We start from the raw sequence: 18,654 nt of genomic DNA, 5'->3' as shown, positions 1-18,654 counted from the left end.
ACACCACCACGGTCGCCGCGTGGACGGGGCGCTTCCAGGAACTGCTACGCACCGGCCTGGCCAATCCGCGGACCGCATGGTGATCCGGTCTCCGCGTTATCGTGGCGGCATGGTGGAGACCCAGCGAGAGCCGGTGCCCAGGGGTCGTACTACGACCTGGTGGCGCGGAACGCGGTCATCGCGGGATTGTCGATCGCGTCCTGCCAGAACCCCGGGGCGAACGCGTCGATCCCGTCCTGACTGATCTCGAGCGGAATCCACTCGATGGACAGCCCGGCAGCGGCGGCGGCACGCTCGTAGCATTTCTTGTCGAGCATGAAGGTGTCGAACGTGATGTCCCCGCCGGACGGGTGCAGTGTGCATGACCACCTCCCACCGCCCTCGATCGCGTCCAGGAACGTCAGCGAATAGCCGTACCTTCGCGAGTCGAGTCCGTCGCGATACGAGTCGTCCATCGTGAGGCCGATGATGAATCCGTCGTCGGTCAGGTTCTCGGTGATGCGTTCGAACATGGTTCGCACGTCGGACTCGTTCGACGCGTAGTTGAACAGCCAGATCGCCAGCGACACGTCGAACTTGCCCAACGACGGGAGCCGCAGGGCGTCATGCACCTGATACTCGATCCCGTACCGGTCCCGCTCCGCCATGCCGCGGGCCACGGAGATCATTTCGGCGGAGACGTCCACGCCGACCACCTGTCCGGCGCCGAGCCGCACGCACTCGCGTGCGTAGAACCCGGTGCCGCAGGCGACATCCAACACGTTTCGCCCGCGCACATCCGCGAGGAGGCAGCCCACCGTGTGCTGCTCGCCGTACCTCACGATGGGAGTGAGCTTGACCGCTTCGTAGGACGCTCCGATCCGGTCGTACACCGCACTCATCGCGACTCCCCCTGTTTCGAGTACTGCCTCCTTTCTACCGCACCCGAAGTACGAGGAACCCTCGCTCAGAAGATCTGGTCGAACCACGCCTGGACGTTGTCGAACCAGTCGGGCTGGGCGGCGCTGAGCACCACCACGAAGATCGCGGCCACGATCGCGAGGAACACGAGCGAGAACATCAGGCCGAACAGCCGGCGAACCACGCCGACCCGACCGCGGCGGCGGTAGCGGAGATGGTCCGCGTGCGCGGCGTTGCGCCGGAAGGTGGCGCTGTTGTTCTGAACCTGCTGCTGGTAGGTCTGCTGAGCCTGCCGTGATCCTGGCGTGGTCATCGCGACTCCCCTTGGGTTGCTGTCGGATCCGTAGATGAACGAGGCGGCCGGTTGATACGGGCTCTGTCGAGAAACTCGACCAGCTCCAACCAGCCGGCGAAGGCGTGCCCGACCCCGTCGGCACCGCGAGCACGCCCCTGGATGGGCTCGGCGTCCGGGACGAGATCCAGCTCGACCCGCAACATTCCGCTGCCTGTGTCGGTCATGCCGAGAACCATCCCCCGAACCGGGTCAGCCGGCATCGTGGTCGGTACCGCGATGTTTGCGCGCCGAACCGACCCGTGAGCCGGTCAAACCTCGCGGTATCGCGCGGGGGCGTACGCGCGCGACAGTGATGCACATGAGGAAAGGGGACAGGCGGCTCCGGATCAAGGCCGCTTTGCTCAGGGTGAGAGGGAAAGCCACGTCGGTGCGCCGGCGGCGGAGCGGTGACCGGAGGCACCGGTTCGTTCGGAAGACACTCCGATTCATACTCGCCGCGATCATCGGCGACTCCGTCGTCCGCGGTGTCGCGCTGTTGTGGCACTTCCTCGTTCAGCTGTTCTCGGGGTAGGCGATCGCGGCGCGCAGCTGCGCCCGGCCACTGATCATCAACTTGCCGTAGGTGTTGGTGAGGTGCGTCTCGACCGTTCGCATGGACAGGAACAGCTTTTGGGCGATGGCGCGGTTGGTGGCGCCGTCGGCGGCGAGGCGGGCCACCGCGAGCTCGCTGGATGTCAGAGCTTCGCGGCCGTGGATCGCGTCCCGGCGCGGACGGGCGCCTGCCTGCCGGAGCTCCTGCCTGGCCGACTCGGCCAGCGCGTCGGCACCGCAGCGGGTGGCCAGGTCGAGACCGTGACGGAGCGGGTCGAGGGCCTGGTTCCGTTGCCCGAAACGGCGAAGCGCGCTGCCGTACGCGATCAGGCAGTTGGCCCGCTCCAGTTCGGCGGGCGAGTCGGCCAGCAGCTCGATGGCCTCGGCCAGCCGGCCCAGCCTGTGCTCGCGAGGCTCGACCATGGCGACGACGCGCAGTGCCCGCGCGATGCACCGGCGGGCGCCGAAGGCGCGAGCCAGCTCCAGGTTCTCGCGTGCCAGTTCGACGGCCGCACTCGTCTGGCCGAGCGCGAGGTGGGCCTGCACCGCATCGGTCCGCCATTCCGCGAAGCCCGGGTTGACGTAGCCGGCGCTCACCAGGAACCGCCCGACCTCGAGCAGGTCGGCCAGGGCCTCGGCCGGCTTGTTCTGCCGCAGCCGAAGCCTGCCCCTCGCCACCGGGATGAAGTGCATGATGATCGTGTCGGTAGGCCTGCGGTCGCTGATCCCGTGGTCCTCGAGCACCTGTTGTGCCTCGTCCAGCCGCCCGCGCTCGACGAGTGCGTCGACCAGCATGGCGGCGGCCAGTGGTGCGTGCGGCCTGCTCGGTTCCCCTGCGACCTCGTCGAGGGCGGTGCGGGCGTCGCCCTCGGCTTCGACCAGCCTTCCCGCGTACCAGGCGGTGTGCGACCGGAGCATCGACAGGTAGCGGAAGTTCCAGACGTCGCCCAGTTTGCTGCTGGCGTCGAGACCCCGATCGAGCAGTGCCAGTGCCTCGGTGTCCCGGTCGGTGAGCCCCAGCGCGGCACTCGCGTAGTTGACGAGAATCCAGCCTTCGTGCGTCGGGATCGGGCCCTCGGCGGCGCGTTCGGCCAGCGCGGCCACCTCGGTCGCGGGGCGCAGACCGGACGCGACCGCACCGAAGGCCAGTGTGGACAGCAGCAGCCGGTCCGCGTCGCTGGCGCCGGTCAGCCGCGACGCGACCCCCTCCAGCCGGTCGAGGACCGCTGCCGGCGGCTTCAGGGTGAGCAGGTCGAGCCCGGCCGCCGCGGCGTACATCGCCACCGGCAGGTCGTCCTCGTGCCCGGCGATCAGACCACGGGCCAGCTCGGCGGTCTTGGCCGCCTCGGCCGCGCGGCCGGCCTGGAGCAACAGGCCACCCAACTCGAACGCCAGTTGGATCCGGTCGATCAGCGGCTCGGTGAGCGCGATCGCTTCACGCAGCACCTCCTCGGCGTCGACGGTGTGGGCCGCCATGCCCAGCACCCGCCCGTGCATCGCGGCCAGCGGTCCGCGCCGGTCCAGTGGCGGCGGCTCGGCGCGGGCCCGCCGCAGGTAGTCCGCGGCGGACTCGGGTGCGCCGCGGCCGAGCGCGGACACCGCGGCCGCGTGCAGCGAGTCCACCACCCACGGGTCGGACTCCGGCTCGGCGGCCAGCAGGTGCGGTGCGAACTGCTCGGCGTCGGCCCGGTCCTCGGCGAGCAGTCGCGCGGCGCGCTTGTGCTCGCTCGCCCGCAGCAGGCTGCTCGAGTCCAGGTACACCGCGGTCCGCACGAGCGGGTGCACGAAGCAGACCGGATGTGTCGCGGTGACGACGGCCTCCCGTGCCAGCCCATCCGCCGCGGTGGCGGCCGCCGTCACCGACAGCCCGGCCAGCGCGGCCACGTGCCTGGGCTCGGCGGCCGTCTCCAGCACCGCGAGCGCCCTGGCGAACCGAACAGCGTCCGGACCCAGTCGCGCGACTCTGGCGAGCACGGCCCGTGAGATGGCGTCGGCACGCATGTGCCCGATCCGGTGCGCCTCTGCCGCGACCGGCCGGGTGCCGTTCTCCCGCAGGTTGGTCAGCGCCTCCGCGAGCAGGAACGGGTTGCCGCCGGTGGCCGCGGCGCAGGCGCGGCAGAACTCGTCGTCCGCGTCGGCGGACAGGTCCCGGCGCACCAGCACGCCAACCGCCTCGTCGCTCAGCGTCCGCAGGCGGATCACGTGTGGTGCGACCCCGCCCAGCGCCCCGCCGACGAGCCGGTCGAGGACCGGACCGGGACGGCCGGCCAACAGCAGCAGCACCGGCAGGTCCGCGATGCGCCGGGACAGGTGCGACAGGAACCGAAGGGAGGCGCCGTCTGCCCAGTGCACGTCGTCCACCACCAGCAGCAGCGGTCGCGACTCGGCCAGGTTGGCGCACAGCCAGTACAACCCGTACACGACATCGCCCTGTGCGCGCTGGTCGTCGTGGTGCCCGAACACCGGTGCGGCGAGCCCCGCCGCACCGGCGAGCAACTCCGCGCTCCGCGCCGCCGACGCGGCCCGCAACGGCGGCTCGAACAGCTGCCGCACGATGGCGAACGGCAGGTCCTGCTCCAGCTCACCGCCGACCGAACCGAGCACCTCGATGCCGAAGCCCCGCGCGTGCTCGCCGGCCGCCGCGAGCACGGCCGTCTTGCCGATCCCGGGCGGCCCCTCCACCAGTGCGGTCGCCCCCCGCCCGCCGGCCACCGCGTCCAGTACCCCGTGAATCTCGGCCAGATCACAGTCACGCTCGACCAGCTTCATCACGAGTTCCATTCACGTCGATTTCGGCGCGAGATCACGGTGGCTCAGATTAGGCGGGACATGCCAGACTGACGTGTCACTGAGTGACACGACCCGGGGGAAATCCCCTTGTCGGGTGAGGGGCGCAGGTGGACGATCACACGGTGACCGGCCGGATCCTCGCGGTCCTGGACGCGGTCGCCGACCACGACGGGCCCATTTCGCTGGCGGAACTCACCCGCGCTGTCGCTGTGCCGAAACCCACCGTGCGACGTATCGCCGCGGACCTGTGTGCCCGGCGAATGCTGCGACGATGTGCCGACGACGGCGGTTATCTGCTCGGCCCGCGCGTGTTGGAGTTGGGCATGCGCGCCGCGGCCCAGTTGGACCTGCGCCAGGCGGCGACCCCCTACCTCCAGGACCTGTTCGCGCACCGGTGAGATCGCGTGGCTCGGTGCGCTCAGTGGCAGCGCGATCACGTTGGTGGACAGTGCCTACGGTGCGAACCGCGCGGCCGACGTCCGACGCCGCGGCTGGCCCATGGACAGGTACAGCCCGGCGTTCCAGGCCACCGCGGGCGGCCGGGTGTTGCTGGCCAACGAACCGGGTCTCCTCGAACGCCTACGTGCGCGGCCGGTGCGGGCGCTCACCCGACACACCACCACATCCTGGACCCGGCTGACGGCCACGCTCGAGTCCGTCCGCGACACCGGAATCGCCACCGAACATCAGGAATGCACACTCGGTTTCAGCTGTATGGCCACCGGTCTACGCGACCAGAACAGCAACCTGATCGGCATCCTCGGCGTCACCGGTCACACCATCACCCTGTCCTCCCAGCGACTGGTCCAGCCCCTCCGCAACGCGGCCCGCGACATCACCCGCACGCTGACCGACACCCCGATGTGACGCGGCTGGGTCCCCTGAACTGATTTAGGCTTGGCGTCTGGCACCGCAGCGACGCACGCCGGGAGGTCTCATGACCCGAGGCAAGCTCGAGAAGTTCCTCATCCCCGAGACGATCTTCGGGGTCGGCAGTCTCGCCGAGGTCGGTGCCGCGGCGCGGCGAGCGGGCGGCTCCCGCGCGCTGCTGGTCACCGATCCCGGGGTGATGGCCGCCGGATGGGTGGAGCGGGCCGTCCCGTACCTGCGGGACGCCGGGCTCGCCTACGAGGTGTGGTCCGGTGTCACACCGAACCCGAAGGACCACGAGGTCGAGGCCGGTTTCGACATCTACCGAGAGCGGGGCTGCGACGTGGTCGTGGCCATCGGCGGCGGCAGCCCGATCGACGCGGCGAAGGCCGTGTCCGTGCTGTCCGGCAACGGTGGGCGCATCCTCGACTACGAGGGCATCGACACCGTGCCGAAGCCCATCCCGCCGATGGTCATGGTGCCGAGCACCGGTGGCTCCGGCGCCGACGTGTCGCAGTTCTGCGTCATCACCGACACGACGCGGCGGATCAAGTGCACGATCGCGGGGCGGGCGCTGGTGCCGGACATCTCGGTCACGGACCCCAGCCTGCTCACCACCATGCCGCCGGAACTGTCCGCGCACACCGCGCTCGACGCGCTCAGCCACGGCATCGAGGCGTACGTGTCGAAGGCGGCGAGCTTCCTGTCCGACGGGCACGCGCTCGCGGCGATCCGCGGCGTGCTGGAACACCTGCTGCCGACCATGGACGACCCCGCCGACCTGCGTGCCCGTGAGGGCATCGCGCGGGCGAGCCTACAGGCGGGGATCGCGTTCACCAACGCGCTGCTCGGCGCCACGCACGCCATCGCGCACCAGATCGGCGGTTACCTGGAGGTGCCGCACGGGCTACTCAACGCGATCCTGTTGCCGCACGTGATGCGGTTCAACGCCGCCACCCACCCCGACCGGTTCGTCGACGTCGCCGCGGCGATGGGCGTCGCGGTGGAGCGGCTGACCCCGCACGAGGCGGCGGAAGCGGCCATCGCGACCGTGCAACGACTGCGGGAGAAGGTCGGCGTCCCGTCCGGGCTCGCGAAGGTGGGCGTGGTGCGCGAGCACCTGCCGCGGTTCGCCGAGCACGCACTGCACGACGCATACATCACGACCAACCCGAGGGCGGTGAGCAGCGCGGATGTCGAACAGATCTGCCTCGCCGCGCTCTGACGAGTGGCTGGAGCGGCTCACCGGCGCCCGGTCGTCGAAGCCGACGTTCTACGCGGAGTGGCGGCGCACCCGCCATGGCCTGGACCGAGCGACCGAGGCGTTGCGGGCCATCTCGGCGGCGCTGGGCACCACCACGAGCGGCCCCGACGCACTGTGCGCTGCCGTTGTCGACGCGCTGAACAGGCACTTCGGCCATGGCACCGTGTCGTTGGCGCCGCACCAGGCACCGGACGGCGTGCCGGTGGTGGTCGACGGGGAGCCGGTCTGGGCGCTGGTGGTCGCGCGGCCCGCCGAGATCGACGAGGAGGACCTCGTGATCCTCCAGATCGTCGCCAACCAGCTCGCGGTCGCGCTGCAGAACGCCGTGCTGTACCAGGAGGCTCGCCAGCAGGCCCGGGAGCTGGCGATGCGCAACCACCAGCTGGAAGTCGCGCACCGCAGGCTCGGCGAGGCCGGGCAGCGGCAGCTGATCAGCCAGGAACGGCACCGCATCGCCCGCGAACTGCACGACAGCGTGGCGCAGCACCTGATCAGCATCGGCATGAACCTGGAGTGGTGTGCCAGGAACGAACCGTCGCAGCCGGTCGGCAAGAGGATGGCGGTCACCAAGGAACTGACCCGTGCCGCGCTCACCCAGCTCCGCGCGGCCATCTTCGAACTGTCCGAACTGGACGGGCGGGACGCCGGAATGCGGGGCGTGCTCATGGATCTGGCGCGTGAGTTCCGCGCGATCACCCCGTTGCGGGTGCGGGTCCGAGTGCACGGCGAACCGGTCGTGTTGCCGCTCGCGACGCAGCACGCCCTGTTCCACATCGCGCAGGAGGCGATGTTCAACGCGGTGCGGCACGCGTCCGCGGGGTGCATCTGGGTCGACCTCGCGTACCGCGCGGGTGCTGTGACACTCAGTGTGTCCGACGACGGCACCGGCGATCCGGCGGCGATCTCGTGCCTGCTGCGTGGCGCCGCCGCACCCGCCGGGCTGGGCAACATCCGCGAGCGCACCCGGGAGTTGCACGGCTCGGTGCGGGCACACCCTCGCCGCGGCGGGGGTGTGCGGATCCGGGTCACGGCGCCGACCGATGGTTGACCACATCCGCGTCGTGATCGTCGACGACCACACGATCGTCCGCGAAGGCCTGCGCTCCATCCTCGAACTGGAGCCGGACATCGCGGTCGTCGGCCACGCGGCGAGTGCCGCCGAGGCGCTGACGACGGTCGCCGCGACCCGCCCGGACGTGGTGCTGCTGGACCTGAAGCTCAACGCGGACGGCCCGGTCACCGGCCTGACGCTGTGCGGCGATTTGGTCGAACGGCACCCGGCCACCGGCGTGGTGGTGCTGACCACCTTCCACGACCAGACACTCGTCATGGAGGCGCTTCGCCGTGGCGCCAAGGGATACGTGCTGAAGGACGTGGACGTCGTCGACCTGCTGAAGATCATCCGCGGGGTCCGGGCCGGCTCGCTGATGGTGCACGCCGCGCCCGGCGAGGAACGCCCCCGACTCACACGCCGCGAGCTGGAGATCGTGCGCCTGCTCGCCCGCGGCCTGACCAACCGCGAGATCGGCAAGGCGGCGCTGATCAGCGACAGCACGGTCAAGTTCCACGTGCGTGGCATCATGCGCAAGCTCGCCGTGCACCACCGCGCCGAGGTCGTCTACACCGCCACCAAGCTCGGCATTCTCTAGGCACCTGCCCATCCGGGTAGGTGCGCCCTGCCCGGCCGGTCAGTTACGTGCGCCTGTCCTGGCTCGTAGTTTCCAGATACGGACGGGAAAAAGGGTGAGTGAGATGCCAGAGAATCGAGTTGTCGTCTACCAGGGGCCGGGGAACGTCAGCGTCGAGAGTACCGACTACCCCAAGCTCGAACTGCCCACCGACGTGGTCAACGGGCTCGGGCTCAAGAAGGCCGCGCAACACGCGGTCGTACTGAAGGTCGCCACCTCCAACATCTGCGGCAGCGACCAGCACATGGTCCGCGGCCGCACCACCGCGCCGGTCGGACAGACACTCGGCCACGAGATCACCGGCGAGATCGTCGAGGCCGGCAGCGACGTGTTGTTCCACCAGGTCGGAGACCTGTGCTCGGTGCCGTTCAACATCGCGTGCGGGCGGTGCCGGATGTGCAACGAGGGCAAGACCGGCGTGTGCCTCAACGTGAACCCGGCACGGCCGGGCGCCGCGTACGGATACGTGGACATGGGTGGCTGGATCGGCGGGCAGGCCGAGTACGTGATGGTCCCGTTCGCCGACTTCAACCTGCTGAAGTTCCCCGACCGCGACCAGGCGTTGGAGAAGATCCTGGACCTGACGATGCTGTCGGACATCTTCCCGACCGGCTACCACGGCGCCTACACGGCGGGCGTGACCACCGGGTCGACCGTGTACGTGGCGGGCGCAGGCCCGGTCGGCCTGGCCGCCGCGCACGCGTCGCAGCTGCTCGGTGCGTCGGCCGTGATCGTCGGCGACATGGTCAAGGAGAGGCTGGAGCAGGCACACAGCTTCGGCTGCGAGACCATCGACCTCACCACCGTTGGCGAGCTGCCAGAGAAGATCGAGGCGATTCTCGGCGAGCCCGAGGTGGACGCGGCGGTCGACGCGGTCGGGTTCGAGGCCCGCGGCCACGGGGCGGCCGCCGACGAGCAGCCCGCCACCGTGCTGAACGACATCATGACGGTCACGCGGGCGGGCGCCTCGCTCGGTATTCCGGGGTTGTATGTCACCGGCGACCCGGGCGGCGTCGACGAGAACGCCAAGATCGGCCAGCTGGGTGTCCGCATCGGACTCGGGTGGGCCAAGTCGCACCGGTTCACGACCGGTCAGTGCCCGGTGAAGAAGTACAACCGGTTGCTGATGAACATGATCCTTTCGGACAAGGCGCAGATCGCGAAGGCCGTCAACGCCACGAGGATCCCGCTCGACCAGGCGCCGGAGGGCTACCAGGAGTTCGACCACGGCGCGGCCCGCAAGTACGTCATCGACCCGCACGGGATGGTCCCCGCGTGAAATTCTGACAACACCGGGAACTGTGCGCACATGTGTGCGCACAGTTCCCGACTATGCGGCATGCACGCGGGAGAACACCGCCGTGTCAGACGCGCTTACGCGCACCGAAGAAGATCAACACCGCACCGACGACCACGAGCACGACGCCTGTCACCAACCACATCGTCGAGTCCGTCATGAAACTTCCGCCGATGACGCCACTCCCCTGCAACGCCCAGAGGCCACCGAGCAGCACAGCCGCCACGCCGACGATCACCAGCACAAAATTTTTCACAAGCTCCAGTCTTGCCGATTCGATCCCGGCGATCCAGTGTTCCGAGCGCCGCGATCACCCGAGCAGGCCGGCACCCGGGTTGCCCTTAGGGGAAATCGGCTATTTCGGCAGAAGCCCTCTTGACTAGGCTGAAGTGATGGACCTCCAGCGGGCCAGTGCCACCCGTATCGATGTCTCACGGTTGGTCGGCGAGTGGTTCGGCATCAAACTGGACGAGAATCGTATCGCGAAGATAGTGCTCACGGAGCAGGACGGTGCGCTACTGATCCATCCATACGGCACGACGGACTCCGAGTGGTCCGACTGGGGAGAGGCCGAGGCGACCCCCCACTGCGACAGCGGTTCGACAACGGCGACCGGTTTCCACGCGCAGTGCCGAGTCGGGGCCATGCTGGTCGAGTTCGTGACTGTGGAGAACCAGGGGGTTCTCCTCGTTCAGATGTTCACGTCGTACCACGACGACAGCGGTCGGGCCAACGAGTTCGCGAAGTCATATTATCGGCGCTCGGCACCCGAACTCGTGTCGACCTCCGGTATCAGCACTGGTGTCGTCACCGGCGAATGGGTTAATTCCAATCCGGCCACCAAATGGGTCAGCGCATTCACGGTCACCGAGCATGCCGGCGGGGCAACCATCAGGATCCGGGGTGCGAGTGACCCGGTCGACTGGGGTGAGGTCGAACTCACCGCTCACCAGGACAAGCACGGCGAGTCGAACCTCCTCGCGACGTTCGACCTCGCGCCGTTCGAGGTGGTGATCGGCGTGATCTCCGTGAAGAACCTGGTCGTCCTCAACCAGTTCCGCCGGTACAAGGACGGGGAGACGATCAACTCCTTCTGTCGGGAGTTCTTCTTCCGAAACCGGTGAGACCGAAGGGCTCGGCGGCGGTCACACCGTCGCCAGAGCCCGGTGCATCATCGGCGCGGTGACGAACAGGGCGATCAGCGCCACGATGCCGGACACCGCGTACATCGTCAGTGGTGAGATCAGCGAGGCCAGCCACCCGCCGAGGCTGTAGGCGACGAGAGCGGCGGCGCGATGCGCGCCGGTGAAACTCGCCAGTGCGCGACCGAGCACGTCTTTGGGGATTCGCTGCATGAGCAGCGTGCCCACGACGACCAATACCACGGTCACGGCGAAGCCCGCGATCAGGAGCATCGCGAAGGTGATCGTCAACGACCGCGCGAAGCTGATCACGAGCATGGCGACGGACAGCAGGGCCGCCATCACCGGGGTGCCGACCAGTATGCGCCGTGTGGTGTTGAGCCGGCTGGCCGCCACCGACGCGAACAGGAACCCAGCGGTGTGCGTCGCCTGCATCAGGCCAAAGGTCAGTGCGCTCGCCCCGAACGTGTCCCGCACCAGGAACACCTGTGCCACATAGGTGAGGTGAAGGGAAAGGACGAGCAGGACGGCGACGGTGACGACCGGGCCGACAGCACGATCGGCGAACAGGACGGTGACCCCGTCCATGGCTCGTGGTCTGCTCTCCCCGAGCTGTGGGCGGCGACGGGTGCTGATCAGCAGGCCCGTGCCGACGATCGCGAGGTAGATCATGACGTTGAGCAGGAGGGGCATCCGCGCGTCGCCGGTGAGCCCGAACATCATGCCGCTGATGGTCGGACCGGCCATCAGCGCGATGACGACCATGCCCTGCTGCAGTCCGTTCGCCGCGGCCAGTTGACGGTCGAGGACCATCAGCGGAGTCAACGACATGAGCAGCGGCGTGGTCACCGCCGTGCCGACCGATGCCAAGGTCATCAGAAACAGCACGGCGACCGGATGGTCGACGAACACGAGAAGCGTGTACGCGGCGGCCTGCCACAGGCCGCTCACCACGAGCAGCTGCCGGCTGTCGTGGCGGTCGACCAGGAGTCCGGCGAGCGGCGAGAGCAGAACGAGCGGTAACGTCCCCGCGAACAGCAGCGCGGCGATGACCCAGGTGGCGCGTCCGTCGGCGTGCAGGTCGAGTGTCAGCGCGGTGACGGCCACCGAATGGCCCAGCATGGATGCCGCCCTGGCGCCCGAGGAGATGTAAAGATCGAGTGGCAGACGGCGATCAAGTTCACGCTTCATGTGAGTGCCATTCCGTGGGGACGGTACCTAGGGGATCAGGAGCGACGAGTCAGCGCGGCCTGTTCGTCAAGGTCGAGGATGTCGTGCAGGGTGACGAATCCGTACCGCTGTGGGCATCGCGTTCCGGCGAGGTCGAGGCCGGTCAGCCCGTGCCGAGTCAGGTACTCATGGCCCAACAACTCCTGGGCCCACCGGACGACCAGGTCGATCGTCGGTGTCGGCACACCGACGATCTCGCCGATTCCCCGAGAGACGATCAGCCCGAACGGAACGTCCTCGGCGAGAAAGCGATGACTGAAGTCAGGGATGAACTTTCCCGGGGTGACCTCGATCATCGGATGCGCGATTCCCGCGTAACTCGCGTTCGTACGTATGGCGGTCATCAGGCTGCTCTTGTCCGCGATACCCGGACCGTAGGACTTCAGGTACCAGTCGTACTTGTCAATGACCCCTGACAGGTCCACCGCGGGGTGTTGCGACATTATCCGTCGCGCTATGGCGATGATCTCCTGTCCGATCTCGCTGATCAGCCAGGCCGCGCGCTCGTCGATCGACTCGTAGAACAACGGCTCGTGGTCCAGTGGCGCACCGTCCCAGTCGCTCCACCTGCTGTACATGATCGGCGGATGCACGGTGGCGTTGATCGAACCCAGAGTCACCCCCAGCGGGTGCCCGGACACCACCAGCCTTGCCGGGTCTCCCAGCAGGGACTGCACCGTCTGTACCGGGTCGACGATCCGGCTTGTCGCGGTGGTCTCGCGTATGGCTCCGGCAACGGTCTCCTTGATTCCGGCAATATGCACCCGGGTACCGAAACGCTCCAGCCGACACACCCAGGGGAGGCTGGTGAAGTCCAGGACGGTGCATCTGCCCAGCATCTTCCGCACCTCGAACCCGAAGCCACACTGACCCGGCAGGCCTACCACGACGCAGCCTTCTTCGAGATGTGGAGCAAGCGCCGCGAGATAGCCGTGGTGCACGAACGCGGGGAGCGACAGGATGGCGATATCACATCCGCGTGCCGCTTGTGCTGGATCGCTCGTCACCAGGAACGAGCCGGCGGCGATCTCGGCCCGCCCGCTGCCCAACGTGGCCTTCAGGCGTTCGTGACGCAGGATGTTCGTCCACTCTCGCGCCTTGTCGGGGCTACGGGTGAAGACGGACAGCTCGACATCGGGCCGCGAGGAGATGAGGGTGGCCAGAACGTGCGAGGCCGCGCCGGTGCCACAAACGAGAACACGGAGAGGATGGCTGACCATAACTGTTCAGCCATCCTCTCGAAGCTGTGCCAGGGTGTTCCTCGCCCAGACGGCCGCATAGCCGTCCCGGCTTATCACGAAGTTCCCGATCAGGTTGCCCTCGGTCGGCGCACCGCACACGGCGATATCGCTGTTCACCTCTCCGTTCTGGTCGATGACGTGATGATGTTCTCTACTCATGTCGATCGCTCCGGTGGCGTATGTGGCACTTGTCGAAATGTTCGTGAATTCTCTTATCATTCCTCGGTCGCGTAGCCGCTGATACAGAGGTGATTCATCGCGACTGATCTCGATGGTCGGATATCTGGCGTCCACGAGGATCTCGGCATGCGCGGACGCGCTCGCCGGCGAGCTGGTCGTCAGCTCGAAGCAGCCGCTGGCGTGGTCCGTGGCCACCTGCGGGTTCCGTGCGACCGAGAAGTCGAGTAGGCCGGCCGTGTGGAGAGCAAGGACTTTTTCGATGTTGACGAGTGGTGGACCGAACACCACCCGCTTGAAAAGCGGAAACAGGTGTTCGATCAGCAAACGATGGGAGCGGGATGTGAGTCCGCCATAGGCGACGAATGGTTTCAGCGTCGCGCGGATCTCGAACCACATCGAGACAGCTGCCCGTGCCGGGGAGGATGCCAACCCATGACGTGCGTGTTCGATCTCCCGTCGCAGGTAGCGCTCGATGAAACGGTGGTACTGCATGCCTGTCTCGAAACGGCGGCCACTGGTCGGATCCAGGATCCGACGGTAGTCGAACGGCTCGACCTCGGGATGTGCGGCCAGGAACGCACCGATGACCTGCCTCATCGACCGTGCGTTGTCACCGCATTCTTCAAGAGCTCTTCTGTCGCCCGGATCTCGCATAGCCGTCCGGTAGTACCGCAGCTCCATGTCGAGCTCGACGAGCGGCCAGATGTTTTCGACGAGATCGAGCTTTCCTCCGCGTGCCCGCTTCCGCAATGCCTTCAGCCTGGCCGCGGTGACATAGGTCAGCGGTCGAAACGTGCTCGGATAATCCCATGGCTTGGGCACGATGGGCAGACCCGTGCGACAGAACGGTATTATGCTCTTGGGTTCCCGCCCACTCATCCGGTAGGCGAGTCGGCCGTTTGCCATGCGCTTGAAGTACCCACCTCTGCCCTCGGTGAGAGCCAGTACCGCGTCGATGAAGGTCAGCCCAACACCCTTCATCGCAACACATGCGCCGGCCGGTATGACGCTCATTCTCTCTTCCACCGGATAGGCGTGCGGCACGAAGACCGTTCCGGGGTGCCGATCAGCGAAATCCTGGTAGTAACGCTCTCGTCTCGCCGGAAGCGTCGCCGTGTGGCCCGTGCTGAGCATGACCTTGTCGGCGACTATTGCGTGTCGCACGCCGGCCGAATCACGGTATTTCACGTGATACCCACCGGCGGCCGGAACGATATCGGTGACTTCCGCGTTGAGCGTCGAAACCCGTACGCCCCGCGGCAGGCGGGACATGATCCCCTGGAATCCGTGAACAAGGTACCGGCCCACCACGGCCCTCGGTGGATACGTCTCGGGATCGACAGGTTCCGACGGAAGGTACTGTGTGTTGTACCAACGGATGAACCCCGGCCCGTCCGGCTTGGTCGGGTCTGACACGTCCCAGAGGTCGAGTTCTTTCACCCTCACGTTGGACAGCAGATACGACGGCTGGCCGGTGTCGTAGACCGGCGAAGCGCCGAACTGCCCACCTTTGTTGAAAATCGCCACCTCGAGGCCCGAGGGCAGCGGATGGGACCGGAACTCGGCGATGAGTGACTCGAAGCAGTAAAGACCCTTCGGTCCCATCCCCACAATGACGACGACCGGAACCTTCGGCTTGCGATGCGTCGCGTCGACGCCCACTCGGATCGCCCCCAACCACGAACCTTCGATCAGTGGACCTGTCTACTTCGGACGGCTACCACGCCACCAGCAACCGCGCTGGGCCACGCTGGATGTGGCTGTTCTTCCACGGCACCTCGTCCGGGGGCACCGCCAGTCGCAGCGTGGGGAACCTGGTCAGCAGTTCGGTGAGGATGACCAGGAACTCCATCCGGGCCAGCTGGGCACCCAGGCAGTGGTGCGGTCCGTGCCCGAACGTGAGATGCGGGTTGGGCGTGCGGGCCAGGTCGAGCCTTTCCGGTTCGGCGAAGACGTGATCGTCCCGGTTGGCCGAGTTGACCGAGGGCAGGAACGCATCCCCGGCGGGGAAGGTCTTGCCGTCGAGCTCGATTTCCTCGGTCGATATGCGCGCGTGTCCGCCGGCGCCCGGCGCACCGGCCGCCAACGGCACGTAGCGCAACAGCTCCTCGATCGCCGTGGGCAGGCGGGACAGGTCCTCGCGTAGCCATGCCAGGTGGTCGGGGTTGGTGAGCAGGACGTACACGAAGTTGGCGATCTCGTTCGACATCGTCTCGTAGCCGTTCGCCAACAGGTTCTCGCCGAGGGCAACGAGTTCGTCCTCGGTGATCTGGCCGCCGCTGTCGGCTTCCCGCACGAGCGCGCTGAACAGATCGTCGGTGGGCTGCTCCCTGCGCTCGACTATCAGATCACGCAGATAGGCCAACATGCCTTCCCTGGCCGCACCGGAATCAGTTGACATGATCAACTGTGGAAACTGGCCGAACCTGCCACGATCGTCATAGGGAATACCGAGCACGGTGCAGATCACCATGACCGGGGCGCGTCGGGTGAAAAGCTGAACGAGATCCACCGGTGACCCGTGTTCCACCAGTTCGTCGACGAGCCCGGCCACGATACGCTCGGCTTCTGGGCGCAACCGTCTGATATTCGGCATGGAGAACGCGGTGGCCAGCAGTCTGCGTACTCGGGTGTGAGCGGGTGGGTCGAGGCTGACAAGCGCCTCGGCCCTGGCCCAACCTCGTCCGCGTCGCGGCGTGCCGGGTCCGACCGCGAGCGCCCTGCTGAGCCGCGTGTCGGTGAACACCTTCTTCACCGTGTCGTGGCGGGTGACGAGCCACGCCTCTCGACCGTAAGGCACCTGTACTCGCGCGATCGGCTCGTCCTCCCGGAGTTTGGCATACAGCGGAGTTGGCTCCAGACGATGCGGCTGCTCGAAGGAGTATCGGTATGGTTCGCGCACCAGATCACCTCGTTCAGGAGATAGCTGCTACGGCAACTAACTAAACCCTGCCCAGTATGCGGCGACTCCCGATGTGGTGCCGTTTATACCTAGGGGAAAGGCATTCCCATACCTAGTGGCTTGTCTCAGTGACCGAAGAAGAACGTTGACGTTTTGCCCCTGTCGCGACGCGAGGTGCGACGAGTACCGCTCATGTGGACCTGGCGGGCTTGGCGGGTGGAGTTCCTGATCGGGCTGTCACGAGGCCGACTTCGACGTCGCCGAGCAGTGCGAGCGCGGCGTCGAGGTTGGTGGTGTCGTGGCCGGCGGCCGCCGCGACGGCGGTGGCCCACTCCCGCCGAACGAGGTCGTAGTTCGCCCTGCCGTGCTCGGTCACGTGGACGGTCACCCCGCGGCGGTCGTCCGTGCAGGTGCGTCGCTCGATGAGCCCCTTGGCTTCGAGTCCGCGCAGGGTGGTGGACAGGTTGGTGCGTTGTAGGCCGGTGGCGGCGGCAATCCGACTGGGTGGCGCTGCCGGGTCACCGAAAAGATGGCGCATCACCATGCCCTCGGACGGTGACAGCAAGACGGCCCGCTCGTCGGTGTAGCCGCGGAACTGGATCTCCCTGGCGATGATCAGCGCCAGGTCCGCGAGGTCAGCCCAGCGCTCGTCCACGCCTGAGCCACGTGCGCCGCGTCGTCGCCGGGCTTGGTCGTGCATCACATCTCCCCGTGTACGGTTGCCACTGAAGTAGTTATGAGCTCATAGTAACAGTGGCCTGATAGTTATGTGCTCATAATGACTGGAGAGTTGTGATGGCTACCACCGTTTCCGCTCGGGCCGTGAGGACCTCCCCGCGTGCCGTGGCGCGGGCCGGCGGGTTGCACCCGGTCGGGGTGTTCATCCTGCTGGCTGGCGCGTTCCTGCCGATCATGGATTTCTTCATCACGAACGTCGCCCTGCCCAGCATCGACGCCTCCCTGCACGCGTCGGCGGCGGAGCTGGAGCTGGTGATCGCCGGGTACGGCGTCGCCTACGCTGCCCTGCTGGTGATGGGTGGCCGGTTGGGTGACCGCTACGGCCGGCACCAGGTCTTCTTCGGCGCACTGGTCGGTTTCGTGCTCGCCTCACTTGCCTGCGGACTCGCCCCGACCACCGGCGTGCTCATCGCGGCCCGGATCGTGCAGGGCGCCACCGCCGCTCTGCTCATCCCCCAGGTGCTGGCGACCTTCCACCACACCCTCGAAGGGGAACGCAAGGCACGGGCCGTCGCCATGTACGGCGCCACCTCCGGCATCGCGGCCGTGGTCGGGCAACTCGTCGGCGGCCTGCTGGTCTCCGCCGACATCGCCGGCACCACCTGGCGGCCGATCTTCCTCGTCAACGTGCCCATCGGGATAGTGGTGCTGCTGGTCGCCACCCGGATCGTGCCAGCAACCCGATCACCACATCCCGTCGGCGTCGACCTGCCAGGCACCGTGCTGTTCGCCGCCACCCTCACCGCCCTGCTGGTTCCGCTCACCGAGGGGCACTCGCTCGGGTGGCCGTGGTGGACCTGGACCCTGCTCGCCCTCGCGGTCGTCCTCGGCGCCACCACCATCGCGGTGGAGAAGCGCGCCGAGCAGCGCGGTGAGATCCCCCTGCTGCCACCGTCCCTGCTGCGCCTGCCCTCTATGTCCCGAGGACTCGCGATGGTGTTCGCCTTCAGCATCGGGTTCGGCGCGTTCATGTTCGTCTTCGCCCTCACCGTCCAAAACGGACTCCACGAGGACGCCCTCCACGGTGGACTGGCCATCCTGCCGATGGCGCTGCTGTTCCTCGCCGGTTCCCTTGCCGCGCCACGGTTGATCGGCCGGTTCGGACGCGCCGCACTGTCCGTCGGCGCCGTCGTGCAACTCGCCGGGCTGGCCTCACTGGTGATCGTGTTGGTCGCCCAGTGGCCACACGTCAGCCTCTGGGCCATGGCCGTGCCGCTGGCGGTGGCGGGAGCCGGACAGTCGATACTGTTCACCGGACTGTTCCGCAGCGTGCTCGCCGACGTCCCCATCCACCTCGGCGGTGTCGGCAGCGGGGTGCTGATCACTCTGCAGCAGAGCGGACTCGCCCTCGGTGTCGCGACCCTCGGCACCCTTTACCTCGCACTGGAACCACACGGTGTCGCGCACGCCTTCGCCGACGTGGAGTACGTCCAGATGGCCATTGTCGCCCTCCTCGCCGCCACCGCCGCGGCACTCCCCCGCTTCACCAGGGCCTCCGCCAACGCATCGGTGATCGAGGGCTGAGT

At 67.5% G+C, this 18,654-nt stretch carries 18 protein-coding genes; 9 read left to right on the top strand and 9 right to left on the bottom strand.

Translation table 11 applies throughout. The features are described from left to right. Window positions 1–149 precede the first annotated feature (149 nt). Entirely contained in the window at window positions 150–881 is a 732-nt protein-coding gene (locus tag VF106_RS27160; protein WP_330842685.1) for a class I SAM-dependent methyltransferase, read from the bottom strand. A gap of 65 nt (window positions 882–946) precedes the next feature. Continuing rightward, the gene (locus VF106_RS27155) at window positions 947–1,213 is read right to left on the bottom strand and encodes a hypothetical protein (protein WP_330842684.1); all 267 of its coding nucleotides are present in this window, start codon (window positions 1,211–1,213) and stop codon (window positions 947–949) included. Between the two features lie 340 nt (window positions 1,214–1,553). On the opposite strand from VF106_RS27155, the gene VF106_RS27150 reads away from it, so the two are divergent. Then, window positions 1,554–1,766: a hypothetical protein gene (locus VF106_RS27150; RefSeq protein WP_330842683.1), complete on the top strand. Its 213-nt coding sequence runs from the start codon at window positions 1,554–1,556 to the stop codon at window positions 1,764–1,766. On the opposite strand, the gene VF106_RS27145 is transcribed toward VF106_RS27150, so the two are convergent. Then, window positions 1,748–4,555 carry a helix-turn-helix transcriptional regulator gene (locus VF106_RS27145; RefSeq protein WP_330842682.1) on the bottom strand — a complete coding sequence of 936 codons (2,808 nt, stop codon included), beginning with the start codon at window positions 4,553–4,555 and terminating at the stop codon, window positions 1,748–1,750. The two genes, VF106_RS27150 and VF106_RS27145, sit on opposite strands and share 19 nt — an antisense overlap. A 128-nt stretch (window positions 4,556–4,683) precedes the next feature. Between VF106_RS27145 and VF106_RS27140 the strand changes: the two genes are divergently transcribed. The 6 genes from VF106_RS27140 to fdhA all read left to right on the top strand — a co-directional run bounded on the left by VF106_RS27140 (window position 4,684) and on the right by fdhA (window position 9,677). After that, a complete protein-coding gene (locus VF106_RS27140) occupies window positions 4,684–4,974 on the top strand; it encodes a helix-turn-helix domain-containing protein (protein WP_330842681.1) in 291 nt (96 codons plus the stop codon). Then, the gene (locus VF106_RS27135) at window positions 4,868–5,443 is read left to right on the top strand and encodes an IclR family transcriptional regulator domain-containing protein (protein WP_422653104.1); all 576 of its coding nucleotides are present in this window, start codon (window positions 4,868–4,870) and stop codon (window positions 5,441–5,443) included. Before VF106_RS27140 ends, VF106_RS27135 begins: the two co-directional genes overlap by 107 nt. A 70-nt stretch (window positions 5,444–5,513) precedes the next feature. Further along, window positions 5,514–6,671, top strand: coding sequence for an iron-containing alcohol dehydrogenase (locus tag VF106_RS27130; protein WP_330842679.1), 1,158 nt, complete (start codon window positions 5,514–5,516; stop codon window positions 6,669–6,671). Further along, window positions 6,640–7,758, top strand: a complete 1,119-nt coding sequence (locus VF106_RS27125; protein WP_330842678.1) for a GAF domain-containing sensor histidine kinase — start codon at window positions 6,640–6,642, stop codon at window positions 7,756–7,758. Before VF106_RS27130 ends, VF106_RS27125 begins: the two co-directional genes overlap by 32 nt. Beyond that, window positions 7,751–8,359, top strand: a complete 609-nt coding sequence (locus VF106_RS27120) for a response regulator (protein WP_330842677.1) — start codon at window positions 7,751–7,753, stop codon at window positions 8,357–8,359. Before VF106_RS27125 ends, VF106_RS27120 begins: the two co-directional genes overlap by 8 nt. 103 nt (window positions 8,360–8,462) lie before the next feature. Further along, window positions 8,463–9,677 carry a formaldehyde dehydrogenase, glutathione-independent gene (gene fdhA / locus VF106_RS27115; protein ID WP_330842676.1) on the top strand — a complete coding sequence of 405 codons (1,215 nt, stop codon included), beginning with the start codon at window positions 8,463–8,465 and terminating at the stop codon, window positions 9,675–9,677. Between the two features lie 85 nt (window positions 9,678–9,762). On the opposite strand, the gene VF106_RS27110 is transcribed toward fdhA, so the two are convergent. Then, window positions 9,763–9,951: a hypothetical protein gene (locus VF106_RS27110; RefSeq protein ID WP_330842675.1), complete on the bottom strand. Its 189-nt coding sequence runs from the start codon at window positions 9,949–9,951 to the stop codon at window positions 9,763–9,765. 136 nt (window positions 9,952–10,087) lie between these two features. Between VF106_RS27110 and VF106_RS27105 the strand changes: the two genes are divergently transcribed. Further along, on the top strand, window positions 10,088–10,819 hold the full coding sequence (locus tag VF106_RS27105) for a hypothetical protein (RefSeq protein WP_330842674.1): 732 nt from the start codon (window positions 10,088–10,090) through the stop codon (window positions 10,817–10,819). A gap of 21 nt (window positions 10,820–10,840) precedes the next feature. Here the strand turns inward: VF106_RS27105 and VF106_RS27100 are convergent, their stop codons facing one another. The 5 genes from VF106_RS27100 to VF106_RS27080 all read right to left on the bottom strand — a co-directional run bounded on the left by VF106_RS27100 (window position 10,841) and on the right by VF106_RS27080 (window position 17,090). Beyond that, window positions 10,841–12,028, bottom strand: a complete 1,188-nt coding sequence (locus tag VF106_RS27100; RefSeq protein WP_330842673.1) for an MFS transporter — start codon at window positions 12,026–12,028, stop codon at window positions 10,841–10,843. Window positions 12,029–12,063: 35 nt separating this feature from the next. Beyond that, entirely contained in the window at window positions 12,064–13,287 is a 1,224-nt protein-coding gene (locus tag VF106_RS27095) for an NAD/NADP octopine/nopaline dehydrogenase family protein (RefSeq protein WP_330842672.1), read from the bottom strand. Window positions 13,288–13,293: 6 nt separating this feature from the next. Beyond that, the gene (locus tag VF106_RS27090) at window positions 13,294–15,150 is read right to left on the bottom strand and encodes an FAD/NAD(P)-binding protein (RefSeq protein WP_330842671.1); all 1,857 of its coding nucleotides are present in this window, start codon (window positions 15,148–15,150) and stop codon (window positions 13,294–13,296) included. A 55-nt stretch (window positions 15,151–15,205) separates the two neighbouring features. Next, window positions 15,206–16,390 (bottom strand): cytochrome P450, encoded by a 1,185-nt coding sequence (locus VF106_RS27085; RefSeq protein WP_330842670.1) that lies wholly within the window; start codon window positions 16,388–16,390, stop codon window positions 15,206–15,208. 190 nt (window positions 16,391–16,580) lie between these two features. Then, entirely contained in the window at window positions 16,581–17,090 is a 510-nt protein-coding gene (locus tag VF106_RS27080) for a MarR family winged helix-turn-helix transcriptional regulator (RefSeq protein WP_330842669.1), read from the bottom strand. A gap of 122 nt (window positions 17,091–17,212) precedes the next feature. On the opposite strand from VF106_RS27080, the gene VF106_RS27075 reads away from it, so the two are divergent. Then, on the top strand, window positions 17,213–18,652 hold the full coding sequence (locus VF106_RS27075; RefSeq protein WP_330842668.1) for an MFS transporter: 1,440 nt from the start codon (window positions 17,213–17,215) through the stop codon (window positions 18,650–18,652). Window positions 18,653–18,654: the final 2 nt, after the last annotated feature.

Source organism: Actinophytocola sp. (assembly GCF_036378875.1).
GTDB lineage: Bacteria > Actinomycetota > Actinomycetes > Mycobacteriales > Pseudonocardiaceae > Actinophytocola.
This window is presented reverse-complemented; position numbering and strand designations above follow the sequence as displayed.